This is a genomic window from Pseudomonas sp. GW821-FHT09E04, from assembly GCF_059416185.1.
This window is the reverse complement of sequence record NZ_JBWKOR010000002.1, coordinates 435683-450428: the sequence shown is the minus strand read 5'-3', so window position 1 is coordinate 450428 and position 14746 is coordinate 435683. Positions and strand designations below refer to the sequence as shown.

At 59.8% G+C, this 14746-nt stretch carries 18 protein-coding genes; 5 read left to right on the top strand and 13 right to left on the bottom strand.

Annotated elements, in window-relative coordinates:
* Positions 1-90 precede the first annotated feature (90 nt).
* Complete coding sequence (locus AC07N4_RS08445; protein WP_102621500.1) at positions 91-1200, top strand: OmpA family protein; 1110 nt, start codon at positions 91-93, stop codon at positions 1198-1200.
* Between the two features lie 24 nt (positions 1201-1224).
* Entirely contained in the window at positions 1225-1872 is a 648-nt protein-coding gene (pdxH, locus tag AC07N4_RS08440; protein WP_096819525.1) for a pyridoxamine 5'-phosphate oxidase, read from the top strand.
* Positions 1873-1877: 5 nt separating this feature from the next.
* Here the strand turns inward: pdxH and AC07N4_RS08435 are convergent, their stop codons facing one another.
* The gene (locus tag AC07N4_RS08435; protein ID WP_096819524.1) at positions 1878-2114 is read right to left on the bottom strand and encodes a hypothetical protein; all 237 of its coding nucleotides are present in this window, start codon (positions 2112-2114) and stop codon (positions 1878-1880) included.
* A gap of 168 nt (positions 2115-2282) precedes the next feature.
* Between AC07N4_RS08435 and AC07N4_RS08430 the strand changes: the two genes are divergently transcribed.
* A complete protein-coding gene (locus AC07N4_RS08430; RefSeq protein ID WP_007918566.1) occupies positions 2283-2747 on the top strand; it encodes an outer membrane lipoprotein in 465 nt (154 codons plus the stop codon).
* A 63-nt stretch (positions 2748-2810) separates the two neighbouring features.
* Here the strand turns inward: AC07N4_RS08430 and AC07N4_RS08425 are convergent, their stop codons facing one another.
* The 5 genes from AC07N4_RS08425 to nhaA form a co-directional block, all read right to left on the bottom strand.
* Positions 2811-3065, bottom strand: coding sequence for a colicin E3-like toxin immunity protein (locus tag AC07N4_RS08425; RefSeq protein ID WP_493065391.1), 255 nt, complete (start codon positions 3063-3065; stop codon positions 2811-2813).
* Between the two features lie 7 nt (positions 3066-3072).
* A complete protein-coding gene (locus AC07N4_RS08420) occupies positions 3073-4293 on the bottom strand; it encodes an S-type pyocin domain-containing protein (RefSeq protein ID WP_493065392.1) in 1221 nt (406 codons plus the stop codon).
* A gap of 159 nt (positions 4294-4452) precedes the next feature.
* Complete coding sequence (locus AC07N4_RS08415; RefSeq protein WP_102621496.1) at positions 4453-5193, bottom strand: ATPase; 741 nt, start codon at positions 5191-5193, stop codon at positions 4453-4455.
* A complete protein-coding gene (locus AC07N4_RS08410; protein WP_102621495.1) occupies positions 5190-5459 on the bottom strand; it encodes a hypothetical protein in 270 nt (89 codons plus the stop codon). The genes AC07N4_RS08415 and AC07N4_RS08410 overlap by 4 nt, the downstream gene beginning before the upstream one ends.
* 188 nt (positions 5460-5647) lie before the next feature.
* The gene (nhaA, locus tag AC07N4_RS08405) at positions 5648-6835 is read right to left on the bottom strand and encodes a Na+/H+ antiporter NhaA (protein WP_102621494.1); all 1188 of its coding nucleotides are present in this window, start codon (positions 6833-6835) and stop codon (positions 5648-5650) included.
* Positions 6836-7081: 246 nt separating this feature from the next.
* Between nhaA and AC07N4_RS08400 the strand changes: the two genes are divergently transcribed.
* The gene (locus tag AC07N4_RS08400; protein ID WP_096819518.1) at positions 7082-8176 is read left to right on the top strand and encodes a PLP-dependent cysteine synthase family protein; all 1095 of its coding nucleotides are present in this window, start codon (positions 7082-7084) and stop codon (positions 8174-8176) included.
* Between the two features lie 66 nt (positions 8177-8242).
* Here AC07N4_RS08400 and AC07N4_RS08395 read toward each other — a convergent pair whose 3' ends face one another.
* From AC07N4_RS08395 to AC07N4_RS08385, 3 genes are all read right to left on the bottom strand, one after another.
* Positions 8243-9856 carry an NAD(P)/FAD-dependent oxidoreductase gene (locus AC07N4_RS08395; RefSeq protein ID WP_493065393.1) on the bottom strand — a complete coding sequence of 538 codons (1614 nt, stop codon included), beginning with the start codon at positions 9854-9856 and terminating at the stop codon, positions 8243-8245.
* 95 nt (positions 9857-9951) lie between these two features.
* Complete coding sequence (locus AC07N4_RS08390) at positions 9952-10605, bottom strand: COG3650 family protein (protein WP_102621492.1); 654 nt, start codon at positions 10603-10605, stop codon at positions 9952-9954.
* Positions 10606-10664: 59 nt separating this feature from the next.
* Complete coding sequence (locus tag AC07N4_RS08385) at positions 10665-11264, bottom strand: short chain dehydrogenase (RefSeq protein ID WP_102621491.1); 600 nt, start codon at positions 11262-11264, stop codon at positions 10665-10667.
* 103 nt (positions 11265-11367) lie between these two features.
* On the opposite strand from AC07N4_RS08385, the gene AC07N4_RS08380 reads away from it, so the two are divergent.
* Positions 11368-12282, top strand: a complete 915-nt coding sequence (locus tag AC07N4_RS08380; protein ID WP_102621490.1) for a LysR family transcriptional regulator — start codon at positions 11368-11370, stop codon at positions 12280-12282.
* On the opposite strand, the gene AC07N4_RS08375 is transcribed toward AC07N4_RS08380, so the two are convergent.
* From AC07N4_RS08375 to AC07N4_RS08360, 4 genes are read right to left on the bottom strand one after another with little or no spacing between them, the layout of a single operon-like run.
* A complete protein-coding gene (locus tag AC07N4_RS08375; RefSeq protein WP_102621489.1) occupies positions 12273-12746 on the bottom strand; it encodes a DoxX family protein in 474 nt (157 codons plus the stop codon). The two genes, AC07N4_RS08380 and AC07N4_RS08375, sit on opposite strands and share 10 nt — an antisense overlap.
* Positions 12743-13501, bottom strand: coding sequence for an HvfC/BufC N-terminal domain-containing protein (locus tag AC07N4_RS08370; protein ID WP_493065394.1), 759 nt, complete (start codon positions 13499-13501; stop codon positions 12743-12745). Before AC07N4_RS08370 ends, AC07N4_RS08375 begins: the two co-directional genes overlap by 4 nt.
* Positions 13498-14385, bottom strand: a complete 888-nt coding sequence (gene bufB / locus AC07N4_RS08365; protein ID WP_493065395.1) for an MNIO family bufferin maturase — start codon at positions 14383-14385, stop codon at positions 13498-13500. Before bufB ends, AC07N4_RS08370 begins: the two co-directional genes overlap by 4 nt.
* A 25-nt stretch (positions 14386-14410) precedes the next feature.
* Positions 14411-14719: a BufA1 family periplasmic bufferin-type metallophore gene (locus tag AC07N4_RS08360; protein ID WP_096819509.1), complete on the bottom strand. Its 309-nt coding sequence runs from the start codon at positions 14717-14719 to the stop codon at positions 14411-14413.
* Positions 14720-14746: the final 27 nt, after the last annotated feature.

The window sequence follows — 14746 nt, the reverse complement described above, 5'->3', positions numbered from 1 at the left end:
CCGGAACCTCGACCGGTTTTTCGATTCAAAGCGTCTGTTTATCCGGGCGAAAGTCCTCTGATTGTCCATTACTTATTTTGTGGGTTTCCAATGTCGTCCAAACAAACTCTCGCCCTGGCCCTGTGTTTCGCGATTACCGGTTGTGCACAGACTCCGAAGAATGACGCCGATGGCGGCAGCTGGTGGCCGTTCGGTTCTTCCGACAAAGTCGCGGCCAAGGAGCCGGCTCCGGCCCCTGCACCGTTGAAACCGGCCGCCACCGCGCCGGTCGCCAAGACCGAGAGCAGCAGCCATTGGTACTGGCCGTTCGGTTCCGATGACTCGGCGGACAAGGCCAAGACCGACGTGAAGCCCGAAGTAAAACCTCAAGCCAAACCGGCTGTTGTCGCCAAGGCTGATGCCGACACGGGCAGCAAGTGGTGGTGGCCGTTCGGCGGCAAGTCGCAGGACACCGCCAAAGTCGTGCCTATGCCGGATCCAAAGGTCACTCAGGCCTGGCTGGATGACTACGAGCCACGCCTGCGCACCGCGATCAAGGACAGCAATCTGCAACTTGAGCGCCGTGAAAACGTGCTGGTCGTGATCGCGCCGGTTGAAGGCTCGTTCAACCCGGATCGTCCGGCGATGCTGCTGCCGGTCACCCTTGGCCCGTTCACACGTGTGGCAAAAATTCTCGAAGCCGACCCGAAAACCGCCGTGCTGGTGCTCGGTCACAGCGACACCACTGGCGCAGCCCCGGCGAACACCAAACTGAGCCAGGAACGCGCTCAGGCCGTGGCAGCGATCTTCCGTCTCAGCGGCTTGCAGCGTGATCGCCTGATGCTGCGCGGCATGGGCTCCGAAGCGCCGCGTGCGGCCAACGACAGCGTTGAAGGCCGTGCCCTGAACCGTCGTGTCGAACTGCTGGTGACCCCGCAAAACACCATGGTTGCGCTGCTGAGCAAGTACAACATGCCGGCTCCGGCACCAGTGACCATGGTCGCTGCCCAGGACGTCAAGCCTGTCGCCAAACCGGTCACCCCGGCGCCGGCGGCGAAGAAAGCCGCAGTACCGGCGACCAAAAAGGCTCCGGCCAAGAAAGCGGCTGCCAAGGCGCCAGCGAAGAAGGCACCAGCGAAGACTCCGGCCAAGAAAACCGCTCCAGCCAAAGCCGCCGCAAGCGACAAGAAAGTCGTTGCGACCGACGCGGCAAAACAGTAATCCGCTAACGAAAAGGAATGCGCCATGACCCAGGCTCTGGCAGATATGCGTCGTGATTACACCCGGGATGGCCTGACCGAGGCGCAAGCCCCGGCCGAGCCTTTCGCGCTGTTCCACCAGTGGTTTGCCGATGCGGTGAAAACCGAGCAGGCCCCGGTGGAAGCCAACGCCATGACCCTGGCCACGGTCGATGCGGACGGTCGACCGCACTGCCGCATTCTGCTGCTCAAGGGCCTGGACGAGCAGGGCTTCACCTTCTTCACCAACTACGAAAGCGCCAAGGGCCAGCATCTGGCCGCGAATCCGTTCGCGGCCATGACGTTCTTCTGGCCGACCCTGGAGCGCCAGGTGCGTATCGAAGGGCGGGTGGTGAAGGTCACGCCCGAGGAGTCCGACGCGTACTATCAAGTGCGCCCGCTGGGCAGCCGACTGGGTGCCTGGGCGTCACCGCAGAGCCGGGTGATCAACGGCCGGGGTGAACTGGAAGATTTGCTCAAGGCTACCGAGCAACGCTTCACCGACACCCAGCCCGACTGCCCGGAACACTGGGGCGGCTATCGCTTGCTCCCCGAGCGCATCGAATTCTGGCAGGGCCGCGCGAGCCGTCTGCACGATCGCCTCAACTACCGTTTGCAGGGCGCCGACTGGATTCTTGAACGTCTGGCACCTTAAGCAGTCTACCGAGCGGGATAGCCTGCCGCAGCGGCCTCAAGCCACTTCGGCAGGTCCCGACGCCTGATCTTCTGCGATCGGGCTTGCGCCAGCCGTTCGAGCATGAAGGCGCGTTTGCCTTCATCCTTGCCGGCCAGTGACAATGCCAGATCGCGGTCCATCCAGCGTTTGATCCGCACGTACAACCACCAGTGGAAGTACAAACCGGCGACGGTTGTGACGACAATGATGAAGTAATCCATGAAAATCCTTGGGGTCGGCGGCGCAAGCTATGTATTTTGGCGCTACTGTTGGGTGAGTTCGTGGAGGCCCTGTACCGGGCCTGAATGAAACCAAATTTATCCGGGCGGCGCCGTGACAGGCGTCAAGCTGCGGAGTTTAATGAATACCTGTCCTTTGGAGTTGATCCTATGCGTAAGTCTGTTCTGCTGGTTGCTTCCTTTTCCACGATGGCGATGTTGCTTACCGGCTGCCAATCGAGCCTGACCGGTGACTCCTACTCCCGTGACGAAGCGCGTCGCGTGCAGACGATTCGCATGGGCACCATCGAATCCCTGCGTCCGGTGAAGATCGAAGGCACCAAGACCCCGATCGGCGGCCTCGCCGGTGCAGCGGTGGGCGGTGTCGGCGGCAGCGCCATCGGCGGCGGTAAAGGCAGCATCGTTGCAGCCGTTATCGGTGCTGTGGCCGGCGGCCTGATCGGTTCGGCCACCGAAGAAGGCCTGACCCGTACCCAAGGCGTTGAAATCACCGTGCGCGAAGACGACGGCAGCATGCGCGCCTACGTGCAGCAAGTGCAGGAGAACGAAGTGTTCCGCGTCGGTGAGCGCGTACGGATTTCGACTGTTGGCGGGACCAGCCGCGTTTCGCACTAAGCGGGAACGAGCGGTAAAAGAAAACCCCGATCAGGTGACTGGTCGGGGTTTTTTGTTTGGCGTTTACCAGTGATCTCGATAGACGAATGCGATTTGGTAGTCATAAGAAGATGAATCAATGACGTGCTTAAAGTACGGTTGAAGAGTACTCACCCAGTGTGAGAGCACATCGAATCCGCCGTTGTTTATATTGTTTTCAATTGGCATGCCGAGTGATTCGATTACAGAGCCGTCGTCACCGAAGTCTTTCGTTAATTCCTCTCCTACGCCCAGTTCGGTTTCCTTGTCATACCATTCGAGTCTGGCTTTCAGTCCCATAAAAACCTCATAAATATTTTTTGATGCTTCGCTTTTTCTTTTTGGGTGGATCTAGTTGCTTGCCGGTTCTATGGTCGTACGATCCCAAATGAGTACCGTCACTTGACCGGTACGTCTCAAGCTCACCGTGAAGAAAGTCCCATTCATATATTGTTCTCCCTTTCGCGTCTGTCCAGCGATCCCGGAGCCCACCCGAGTACGGGGTTTTCTTTTTTGCTCTCTTTAATCCCGGAAATGCAGTGATTTCGTCTGTCTCAGGAGCCGGGTGGTAGGTGTGACCAGCCTTGGCTGTGCCATGCCCGCGTACATTTAGAACAATATAAAGCGGCTTAACTCCAGAATCCGCCGGAAACACCAATATGAAATCCCGATAATCCGGAGGATAAACCGGATTCACCAGAATCCCGTCCGCCGCTTTCGTCGGCGGATACACCCAGATATGCGGCGCTTGCGGAGCAGCCTCCAGTGCCGGAATACCGAGGATGTCGGAACCGTCCACGGCGGGCGTCCAGATCAGTTCGATGCCTTCGCCGAGGTCTGCGACAAAGCGGTTACCGCGTGCGGTGAACTGCGCGACATCAACCATTTCCCAGTCGCGATTCTTGCCGGTGTAGAAACCGTAACCCTTGAGGCTGCCATCCGCCTGCTGTTCGACACGCAAGCGCACGCGGGTTCGAGCCTGTTTGAGGGCTAGCAACTGGTCTTCGGTGTAGAGGGCGCTGTCGCCCAGGTTCGATGGCATGAGCAACGCCACCAGCCCGACCAAAGGTGTCACAACGGCGGCGGAAGCCATGGCGGGCAATGCCTTGAACGACTCACCCGCAAGGGCGAAGGTGCCCAGACCTGCCGGGATGGCAGTGCCGCTGATTTTCTTGAGTGCAACACCCCCGCTGTCATCGGCTTCACGGCCACCGAGCAGGATCAGGTCGCCGTAATCTTTCAGGCTGTCAGTCGGCACCATCCCCGAAGGATTCGAGTAATCGATGATCGCGTCCGGCAACTTGCAGGACTTGGCGAACACGCAGCCGGCACGCACCGGCTCAGGCCTGTTCGACGCGACCTCACGGCTGCGTTCGAAAGCGTCCTGTCGCGCCAGCATGGCGTCGTACTTGTTTTGTCGTTCGTCCTGATCGGCCAGCTCGGTGGCCGTCATGTAGCGGTAGGTGACGTGATGCCCGTCGCCTGCCGGTGGGTAGGGAACCCGGGGAATGTCCTTTTGACCAGCCACTGATTGTCCTTTCGTTCATGCATCGGCAGCCCCTCGAAAGGGGCTGCACGACGTTAACGAAGCAGGAAAATGGTGGCTGTAGGACGCGTCTCTAAAGACGTGGGGATTGTTCGACGTGAATCAGGGCCGACGCTAAGAGAAGTCGAGAGGACTTGTAATCTAGATCAGTTTATCCAGTACAAACTCTTTAAACCAAGGTGGCTGAACGTCTGACTTGATTTCAATCAGCTCTCCGTCTGTGATCTCTGCTACTTGTGTCAGCCCTTCGCTACCTTCGTCGGAGTTATCAAAGATATAGGCTCTGTTCGAGGTGAGGATTGCGTCCGATAGAAGCGCCAGAGACCTCCAATAACGCTTTCGTATCTTTTCAGGAGGAACGTTGTGCCCACCCTGTGATACGCGATAGGCAACCCTGGCAACATTGATTTCCGGGTCGGCTGTTGCAACGTAATAGACGTAAACCCTATAGCCGGATCTCTGGGCTTCGTAGAGCAAGTCGACTTTATCTGATGAGGACATGACGGTTTCGAACGTAAAACTGATTTTCTCTTTGATCAGAGAGCGCCGTATGAAGTCGGAAAGAGCGGAGGCTACATAGGAGTCGATCTGAGTATCCGAGAAGCTGAGCCTGTCACCTTCAATCGTAATCGAATCCAATTTTGCCAATGACTCTGGAGCTTTTTTTAGCAGGGCGTGGTTGCGGAAAAAATCGAAAATGTCATTTTTGTGAGATTCGATGCGATAGGTGGTGAAATCAAAATAACCAGTGTCTTTGATTGCACGCTCTATATCATCTGGGTTTATGTAATTTCCCAATAGATGGGCAGGAACCAGCCGATTAAAGGTGCTTTTTCCTGAGCCATTTGGTCCGGCGAATATACGTACCCTCGGTGTGCTCAAGAAACGACCTGTTTAGACAGTTTGCTGATTTGCAGGCGAGTCCCGCTTTTCAGGTTTCCATATGTGCCGATCGAGCGCAGTGCAACCGAAGATTTTTCTGTCACTTCAAACAGCTGACCATCTTTGGCGACAAGCACAGCAGCCCCATTGGCAAGCGCCATTTTGTAGGCGTTGTTGAACGCTTTCAGGGCAATGTCCGGAATATAAGACTCCTGCACGGCAATCTGACTGTCCGTCATTGGGCGCTTTTCTGCTTTGCGTGACATGGAAGGCTCCGAAAAAACGTTCTGAGGTGACGCTGCTGTCAACAGAAGATATAGCACACTTGAAAGGCTCAGGTTAAGCGCTGCGAGCAGCACCAACGGGAGATTTACCATGTTTCTGGAGCCCAATCATGTGTGTGGATCTTTCATTGAGTCTTGGCCCCTCCAGAGAGAGGGCCGTAATGTGCGACTTAACTGCCTTGCATGGATCCTTTTCTGCTCGCGGCCAATGTCACCGCATAACCGATCAATGCAGCGAACACTGAGCCGGTGAGAATGCCCATCCGGTCCATCCCGGCGTATTCACTGGCACCCGGCACGAACGCCAGCGAGCCGACAAACAGACTCATGGTGAAGCCGATCCCGCAGAGGATCGCCACGCCAAGCACCTGGCCCCAATTGGCGCCCTGAGGCAGGGCGGCGATGCCGGTCTTGACCGAAAGCCAGGTCAGGCCGAACACGCCAACGGTCTTGCCCAGCAGCAGGCCGACGGCGATGCCCATCGGTACATGGTGCGTGAAGCTTTCGGCGGTCACACCGGTCAGCGACAGACCGGCGTTGGCGAAGGCGAACAGCGGCAGAATGCCGTAGGCGACCCACGGGTGCAGCGCGTGTTCCAGGGTCAGCAGCGGCGAAGGCTCGGCGTTTTTGGTGCGCAGCGGGATGCAGAACGCGAGGGTCACGCCGGCCAGCGTCGCATGGACACCGCTCTTGAGGACGCAGACCCACAGGATCAGACCAATGATCATGTACGGCCCGAGCTTGACTACCCCGAGTCGGTTCATCGCCACCAGAGCCGCGATGCACGCCGCCGCCAGACCCAGCGACAGGGTCGAGAGTTCGCCGGAATAGAAGATCGCGATGATCACGATGGCGCCCAGGTCATCGATGATCGCCAGGGTCATCAGGAACAGCTTCAGCGACACCGGCACTCGCTTGCCGAGCAAGGCCAGCACGCCGAGGGCGAAGGCGATGTCGGTGGCGGTCGGAATCGCCCAGCCGTCGAGGGCGGCCGGGTTGTCGCGGTTGAGGAACCAGTAGATCAGCGCCGGCACCAGCATGCCGCCAATCGCGGCTGCGCCGGGCAGGACGATCTGCGACGGTTTCGACAGCTGACCGTCGAGGACTTCGCGCTTCACTTCCAGGCCGATCAGCAGGAAGAACAGCGCCATCAGGCCGTCGTTGATCCACAGCAGCAAGGGCTTGGCGATTTTCAACGCGCCGATCTGCGCCACCACGGGGGTATCGAGCAGGCCGTTGTACAACCACGACAGCGGCGAGTTGTTGATGATTAAAGCCAGGATGGCCGCGGCGATCAGTAACAGACCGCTGGCAGCTTCCAACTGAAAGAAACGCGTGAAAGTGCTACGCAGAGGCAAGGTCGCTCTCCATCGATAAAGTCAAAAGGTGGGACACCCTAACCCGTACCGTTAGTTGTTAAAACAAAAGTTATATTCTTTTTTGTTATATGTGGTTACAGAGCGCCCAGTCCACGTGCAGCAGAGCCTAGCAGTTGCCCAAGGGATTGAAGCTCAGCTGTATCTGTCGGTGCCGTAGGTTTTTTCCTAAGCTTGGGGGCTGAGCCTGTGAAGGCACTTCTGCCCGATTCAACGAGATCAACAGCCATGAGCGACAACCGACAGTGGGCCCGCGAAGCCATCCGGATCATCGAAGCTGACTTCCAGCGCAGCGCCGACACGCACCTGATCCCCTTGCCGCTGCCGGGGTTCCCGGGCATCGAGTTGTACTTCAAGGACGAGTCCAGCCACCCCACCGGCAGCCTCAAGCACCGTCTGGCCCGTTCGCTGTTTCTCTACGCCTTGTGTAACGGCTGGCTCAAGCCAGGCGCGCCGGTGATCGAGGCGTCCAGTGGTTCGACGGCGATTTCCGAAGCGTACTTCGCGCGGATGCTGGGGCTGCCGTTCATTGCGGTGATGCCGGCGACCACGTCCAAGGAGAAGATCGCCCAGATCGCGTTCTATGGCGGCAAGAGTCACCTGGTGGACGATCCGACCCAGATCTACGCCGAATCCGAACGTCTGGCCCGCGAACACGATGGGCACTTCATCGACCAGTTCACCTACGCTGAACGCGCCACCGACTGGCGGGCGAACAACAACATCGCCGAATCGATCTTCCAGCAGATGCGCTACGAGCAGCACCCGTGCCCGGCCTGGCTGATTTCCAGCCCCGGCACCGGCGGCACCACCGCAACCCTTGGCCGTTACGTGCGCTATCGCCAACATTGCACCCGCGTGCTGTGTGCCGATGCCGAGCGTTCGGTGTTCTTCGACTTTTACCAGACCGGCGATGCCAGCTTGCGTCTGGATCACGGTTCGCGGATCGAAGGCATCGGCCGGCCACGGGTGGAAGCGTCGTTCCTGCCCAAGGTGATCGATGCGATGGTCAAGGTGCCGGATGCCTTGTCGCTGGCGGCCATGCATTACCTGGCGCAGCGTCTGGGCCGGCATGTGGGCGGGTCGAGCGGCACCAATCTGATCGGCGCGCTGATGGCGGCGCAGCAGATGAAAGCGGCGGGGGAGTCGGGGTCGATCGTGGCGATTTTGTGCGACGGCGGCGAGCGCTACGCGGACACGTATTACGATCAGGCGTGGCTCAAGGCGCAGGGCTATGAGCTGGATGGATTGATGGCCGCTGTTGCGGCGAGTGCCGAGAAGGGTGAAGCGCTGCCGGCCTCGGTTCTGCGCGCCAATATCTGACGCCGAATACGACTGTGGGAGCGAATTCGCTCCCACAGGTTTTTGCATTGTTTCAGGTATTGCAGATCAGTCTTTCAGGCCGAGGATGTCGCGTGCGACAGCTTCCGCGATACGAATCCCGTCAACACCCGCCGACAGAATCCCGCCCGCATAACCCGCGCCTTCACCGGCCGGGAACAGACCTTTGACGTTCATGCTCTGCAGCGTCTCATCACGAGTGATGCGCAGCGGCGACGAGGTGCGCGTCTCGATCCCGGTCAGTACCGCATCGTGCAACGAATAACCGCGAATCTGCTTCTCGAACGCCGGCAGTGCTTCACGAATCGCTTCGATGGCGAAATCCGGCAACGCCAGGGCCAGATCGCCCAGCGCTACCCCCGGTTTGTACGACGGTTCGACTTCGCCCAGTTCGGTCGAAGGAATGTCGTTGATGAAGTCGCCGACCAGTTGCGCCGGCGCCTTGTAGTCGCTGCCGCCGAGGATGAAGGCGTGGGACTCCAGACGCTCCTGCAACTCGATCCCGGCCAGCGGACCGCCCGGATAATCGACTTCCGGGGTGATGCCGACGACGATGCCGGAGTTGGCGTTGCGCTCGTTACGCGAGTACTGGCTCATGCCGTTGGTGACCACGCGATTCGGCTCGGAAGTCGCCGCGACCACGGTGCCGCCCGGGCACATGCAGAAGCTGTAGACCGAACGGCCGTTCTTGGCGTGGTGCACCAGTTTGTAGTCGGCGGCTCCCAACTTGGGGTGACCGGCGTACTTGCCCAGTCGCGCACGGTCGATCAGCGATTGCGGGTGCTCGATACGGAAACCCACCGAGAACGGCTTGGCTTCCATGAACACGCCACGGCTGTGGAGCATGCGGAAGGTGTCGCGGGCACTGTGGCCGAGGGCCAGGACCACGTGTTTCGAATGCAGGGTTTCGCCGCTGGCCAGCTCGACGCCGACCAGTTGGCCGTCTTCGATCAGCACGTCGGTGACGCGCTCCTGGAAGCGCACTTCGCCGCCCAGGGCGCGGATCTCTTCACGCATGGTCTCGACCATGCCGGTCAGACGGAACGTACCGATGTGCGGCTTGCTGACGTAAAGAATCTCTTCCGGGGCGCCGGCCTTGACGAACTCGTGCAAGACTTTGCGGCCGAGGAATTTCGGATCCTTGATCTGGCTGTACAGCTTGCCGTCGGAGAACGTGCCCGCGCCGCCTTCGCCGAACTGCACGTTGGACTCGGGGTTGAGCACACTTTTGCGCCACAGGCCCCAGGTGTCCTTGGTGCGCTGGCGCACTTCGGTGCCGCGTTCGAGGATGATCGGCTTGAAGCCCATCTGCGCCAGCAGCAGGCCGGCGAAGATTCCGCACGGGCCGAAACCGACCACGATCGGACGCTGGCTCAGGTCGCTCGGCGCCTGGCCGACGAATTTGTAGCTGACATCCGGCGCCACGTTGACGTTGCGGTCATCGGCGAACTTGCTCAGCACTTTCGCCTCGTCGCGCACTTCGAGGTCGATGGTGTAGATGAAGCACAGTTCGGAGGACTTTTTGCGCGCATCGTAGCTGCGCTTGAACAAGGTGAAATCGAGCAGGTCATCGCTGGCGATGCCCAGGCGTTGCACGATGGCAGCGCGCAGGTCTTCGTCGGGATGGTCGATCGGCAGCTTGAGTTCAGTGATTCGTAACATGACAGGATCCGGTTCGCGGGGCGCACAACTGCGCCAGGGCGTTTGAAGGCGGCGATTATAAGCCGCAACGGCCGGATCCCGTGAGGGTAAAACGATCAGTCGTTGCGCGAACCGCCGAAATACCCGCAACCACGCTGCACCTTGCCGTCGATCCGCAGCTCGGCACTCATGTGCTGCACGCTGCCGGTGTTGCTGTCGACGCAACGCTGCGGCGCCACCCACAACTCGATGCGCTGGTTGTTGGCTTCGCTGCTGAGGTTGAAACGACCGTCGCCCAGTTGCTCTTCGACGTAAGGCACGGCGAGCGGTGGCTGGCCTTCGCGGTCGATGACCATGCCTTTGCCGCTGACCTTGACGTTCCATTCCGGGCCATGGCCGGCAGCGCGCAGGATCAGTTGCTTGAAGTTCGGATCATCGCAGGCAGTGCCGGAACGTTCGACGCGATACAACTGGGTCAGGTCGAGGCGGTCACCGGCGATCTTCCCGCGCACGTCGGCGAACAGCTTGCCCTGTTGATCGGCCAGCGTGGCGGCCTCTTGCAGGACGCTGGTACCGCCGATGTCGTTGACCACGTATTGGCGCTGCTCGCCGCAAGCCTGGAACACCAGTTTGCCGTCGGCAGCGGTCAGTTGCCCCTGCATCCGCGTCTGGCCGACGTGGGAGGCGCTTTCCCGCGCGCCATCGAACAACTGGCACGCGGCAAACAGAGGGAGCAGGGCAACAACGATCAAGGAACGGGCAACACGCATCTTTGGCTCTCCAGACAAGTGCCGCCACGTTACGCAGGCTGACCGCTCATCACAAGGGTTTAGCCCACGTGAAATGTCTGACCTGTCTGCAAGCCTTCGACACTTTTGGCGTAGGCCAATGCCACATCCGCCGCAGGAACTGGCTTATAGCCGCGGAAGTAAGGGGCGTAGCTGCCCATGGCTTCCACCAGCACGGTCGGGCTGATCGAGTTCACGCGCAGGCCGCGTGGCAGCTCGATGGCGGCGGCGCGGACGAAGCTGTCGAGCGCGCCGTTGACCAGTGCAGCCGAAGCACCGCTGCGGATCGGGTCGTGGCTCAGTACGCCGGTGGTAAAGGTGAACGACGCGCCATCGTTGGCGAACTCGCGGCCGATCAGCAGCAGGTTGACCTGGCCCATCAGTTTGTCTTTCAGGCCGAGGGCGAAGCTGTCTTCGTTCATTTCACCCAGCGGGGCGAAGGTCACGTTGCCGGCGGCGCACACCAGCGCGTCGAACTTGCCGGTCTTTTCGAACAGCTTGCGGATCGATGCGCTGTCGCTGATATCCACCTGGAAATCGCCGCTGCTGCGGCCGATGCGAATGACTTCGTGACGCTGCGACAGTTCTTTGTCCACGGCCGAACCGATGGTGCCGCCTGCGCCGATCAACAGAATTTTCATCGTGCTTGCCTCAAGTGATTGAACGAGGTTTCAGTCTAGAGTGGTTTTTTCTGCTGATAAGCGCGCTAATGGGCAACCTTTGGTTTTCAAATGGAAACAATCCATGAGCGAGATGGATGATCTGGCGGCGTTCGCGGTGTTGATCGAGGCGGGCAGTTTTACCTTGGCGGCGCAGCAACTGGGGTGCAGCAAGGGGCAGTTGTCAAAGCGCATCAGTCAGCTGGAAACGCGGTTTTCCGTGGTGTTGTTGCAGCGCACGACGCGTCGGTTGAGCCTGACAGCGGCGGGGGCGGCGCTGTTACCGCAGGCCCAGGCGCTTGTAGTCCAGGTCGAAAGGGCGCGTCAGGCATTGGCGCGATTGAAGGACGACATGGCCGGTCCCGTGCGTATGACGGTGCCGGTGTCGCTGGGGGAAACGTTCTTTGATGGACTGTTGCTGGAGTTTTCCCAGAAATACCCGGAAGTGCAGATCGAGCTGGAGTTGAACAACAGCTACCGCGATCTCTCCCGCGATGGCTTCGATCTGGCTATTCGCACGGAAGTCGCCAACGACGAGCGACTGGTAGCCAGGCCCTTGCTTGCCTGGCAGGAAATGACCTGTGCCAGTCCGGCGTATCTTGAGCGTTTCGGCGAGCCGCTGACGCCGCAGGCACTGGTCGAACACCGTTGCCTGCTCAACAGTCATTACAGCGGTCGCGAAGAGTGGCTGTATCACCAGCAGCACGAATTGTTGCGGGTGCGGGTATCGGGGCCGTTCGCCAGCAATCACTACAACCTGTTGAAGAAAGCCGCACTGGCCGGCGCCGGCATCGCACGCTTGCCGTCCTATCTGTTGCAGGCGGAATTGGCTGACGGCCGATTGCGCTGGCTCCTTCGTGATTTTCAGACCCGGCGCATGCCGATGTACCTGGTGCATCCGTATCAGGGCGGGTTACCGAAACGTACCCAAGTGCTGGCGGACTACCTGATCGGCTGGTTCAAGCGCAGCGGCGAGGCGCTGGACCGGCTTCAGCGGTAACGGCGGGCGATCAGATGATCGATCGACAGTTTGCCCGGCCCGGTGGTCATCAGGTACAGCAGAACGGCGGCCCAGGTGCCGTGAGTCGGGTAGGCGTCGGGGTACACGAACAACTCGATGACCAACGTCATGCCCAGCAATGCCAGCGCCGAAAACCGAGTGGCGAAGCCGACGAGGATCAGGATCGGGAAAAAGTGTTCGGCGAACGCGGCCAGGTGAGCGGCAATTTCCGGTGACACCAGCGGCACGTGGTATTCGCTCTGGAACAACGGAATCGTCGAGTCGGCCAAGTGCGGCCAGCCGATCTGGAAGGTGCCGTCGATCAGGTCGATGGCCAGACCCTCGACCTTGGTCTGCCCGGATTTCCAGAACACCGCCGCGATGGAAAAACGTGCGATGAAGGCGATCAGGCTGTGTGGGATTTTTTCCAGCAGTGCAATGGCACGGGCAACGAGGCTGTTCATGGCGAAACCTTGTGATGTAAATGGGTGATGGCATGACGGCTGATCAACAGGGCCAGGGTCTGGCTGAGATCGAAGGCTTCTGTGGATTCCAGTGCCTGGGTGAGTGAGAGGCCGGCCTTGAGTTGGCGAATGAACTGGCTGGCGCCGTGATCCACGGCGAACACCTCGACCTCCAGCCCGTTGCGCAGGACCAGCGCCTGTTGGGCGTGATTCAGATCGATACCGGCCAGCGTGTTGTCGTGCTGGTGCGCGGCCCAGATATCCACCACGGCAAAGGCTGAATCGAGCACATGCAGCGAAGGATGCAGACCGATTCGCAGATTGCTCAGAGCCTCTTGATCAGCGAATGCAGCAGCAATCTGTTCCTGGCTCAACGGCGATGCATCGGCGGCGTGATAGGCCAGCGTACGCAGGCGCTCCAGCCGTGCAACATCTGCCAGGTAAGGAACGCTCGATGCCGGTTCGAATCCGCTGATGAAGTCCGCCAGATCACTGCCGTAGTCGCTCATCAACGGACTGTGTGGTGGATGGTTTTGAATGAAAACTCCGGCCATGGCGCGGAAGAATTCCTCTCCTACCAACTGCATTACCACGGGATAACTGTCGGCCAGTGCATTGCTCAACGAACCCTGCACGTTGTTGCGGTACACCGCGAATCGACTGGCTGGATCGGCCCCATTGGCGCTGCACAAACCGTCGGGGCAGGGCTGGCTAATGTCGAGGAGTGCTGCGCTGAAAGTGGCTTGGATACTCATCGCCGACCTCCTGCGCAACGCAGAAGCTCATCGGCCTGTTGCGCCTCGGCAAACAGCACGTTGAAGGCCGGCACTTGATTGTCCCGTTCGATCAACGTCGCCACCGGGCCGACGCGTTCCAGCGCTTGCCGGTACAACGACCAGACGGCCTGATCGATCGGTGCGCCGTGATCGTCGATCAGCAAGCGATCACCGAGGCTGTCGGAATCTTCGGCAAAACCCGCGAGATGAATCTCGCCGACGGCGTGCAATGGCAGTGCGTCGAGGTAGTCCAGGGGATCGCGCTGATGGTTGATGCACGAGACATAGACGTTGTTCACGTCCAGCAACAAACCACAGCCGCTGCGCCGGATGACTTCACGGATGAAGTCCGCTTCGTCGATCGTCGAGCGCTGGAATGCCAGATACGTCGCCGGGTTTTCCAGCAGCATCGGGCGCTTGAGAGTGTTCTGCACCTGGTCGATGTGATCGCAGACGCGATTCAGCGTCGGCGTGTCGTAAGCCAGGGGCAATAGATCATTGAGAAACACCGGGCCGTGGCTCGACCAGGCCAGGTGTTCGGAAAAGGATTGGGGTTGATAACGCTCGATCAGCGCGCTCAGGCGTTTGAGGTGTTGAACATCCAGCGGGCCTTCGGCACCGATGGACAAGCCGACGCCATGCAGCGACAGCGGATACGCCTCGCGGATCAAACCCAGAAAGTGATGGAAGGGGCCGCCGGCCACCATGTAGTTTTCGGCGTGGACTTCGAAGAAACCGATGTCCGGTAAAGAACCGAGCACTTCACGAAAGTGCCCGGTCTTGAGCCCCAGCCCGGCACGGGGCGGGAGCCCGGGGAGGGCTGCCCGAGTGCGGGTGGAGGCATGGTCGCAGGAAGTGATCATGGTCGACACTCGGACAGCCGCCGGATCAGGACTTGGCCTTGAAGGCTTCCATCTGACCGAAACCGGTCGGCGAGGTTTTGCTTTCGGTGGTGGCGCAGGTGCCTTTCGGAACGAACTTCCAGGAGTTGGCCTGGTAATCCATTTTCGCCGTGCCTGCGCAGGTGGTGCCGGCGCCGGCGGCGCAATCGTTATGACCTTTCATGGCCACGCCGAAGCATTTTTCCATGTTGGTGTTGTCGGCAGCCTGGACGGTCGAAACGGCGGCCATGCTCAGGGCGGAACCGAGGGCCAGAACCAGGGCGGTGGCGGACAGGGTGCGGGTGGTAGCAGTCATGATGTTTCTCCGGTTTCAACTTGGGTT

Bases quoted from the DNA above. Each gene is read 5' to 3' on its own strand.
- AC07N4_RS08445 (WP_102621500.1), top strand. From the start codon at position 91: ATGTCGTCCAAACAAACTCTCGCCCTGGCCCTGTGTTTCGCGATTACC.
- pdxH (WP_096819525.1), top strand. From the start codon at position 1,225: ATGACCCAGGCTCTGGCAGATATGCGTCGTGATTACACCCGGGATGGC.
- AC07N4_RS08435 (WP_096819524.1), bottom strand. From the start codon at position 2,114: ATGGATTACTTCATCATTGTCGTCACAACCGTCGCCGGTTTGTACTTC.
- AC07N4_RS08430 (WP_007918566.1), top strand. From the start codon at position 2,283: ATGCGTAAGTCTGTTCTGCTGGTTGCTTCCTTTTCCACGATGGCGATG.
- AC07N4_RS08425 (WP_493065391.1), bottom strand. From the start codon at position 3,065: ATGGGACTGAAAGCCAGACTCGAATGGTATGACAAGGAAACCGAACTG.
- AC07N4_RS08410 (WP_102621495.1), bottom strand. From the start codon at position 5,459: ATGTCACGCAAAGCAGAAAAGCGCCCAATGACGGACAGTCAGATTGCC.
- AC07N4_RS08400 (WP_096819518.1), top strand. From the start codon at position 7,082: ATGAGCGACAACCGACAGTGGGCCCGCGAAGCCATCCGGATCATCGAA.
- AC07N4_RS08395 (WP_493065393.1), bottom strand. From the start codon at position 9,856: ATGTTACGAATCACTGAACTCAAGCTGCCGATCGACCATCCCGACGAA.
- AC07N4_RS08390 (WP_102621492.1), bottom strand. From the start codon at position 10,605: ATGCGTGTTGCCCGTTCCTTGATCGTTGTTGCCCTGCTCCCTCTGTTT.
- AC07N4_RS08385 (WP_102621491.1), bottom strand. From the start codon at position 11,264: ATGAAAATTCTGTTGATCGGCGCAGGCGGCACCATCGGTTCGGCCGTG.
- AC07N4_RS08380 (WP_102621490.1), top strand. From the start codon at position 11,368: ATGAGCGAGATGGATGATCTGGCGGCGTTCGCGGTGTTGATCGAGGCG.
- AC07N4_RS08375 (WP_102621489.1), bottom strand. From the start codon at position 12,746: ATGAACAGCCTCGTTGCCCGTGCCATTGCACTGCTGGAAAAAATCCCA.
- AC07N4_RS08370 (WP_493065394.1), bottom strand. From the start codon at position 13,501: ATGAGTATCCAAGCCACTTTCAGCGCAGCACTCCTCGACATTAGCCAG.
- bufB (WP_493065395.1), bottom strand. From the start codon at position 14,385: ATGATCACTTCCTGCGACCATGCCTCCACCCGCACTCGGGCAGCCCTC.
- AC07N4_RS08360 (WP_096819509.1), bottom strand. From the start codon at position 14,719: ATGACTGCTACCACCCGCACCCTGTCCGCCACCGCCCTGGTTCTGGCC.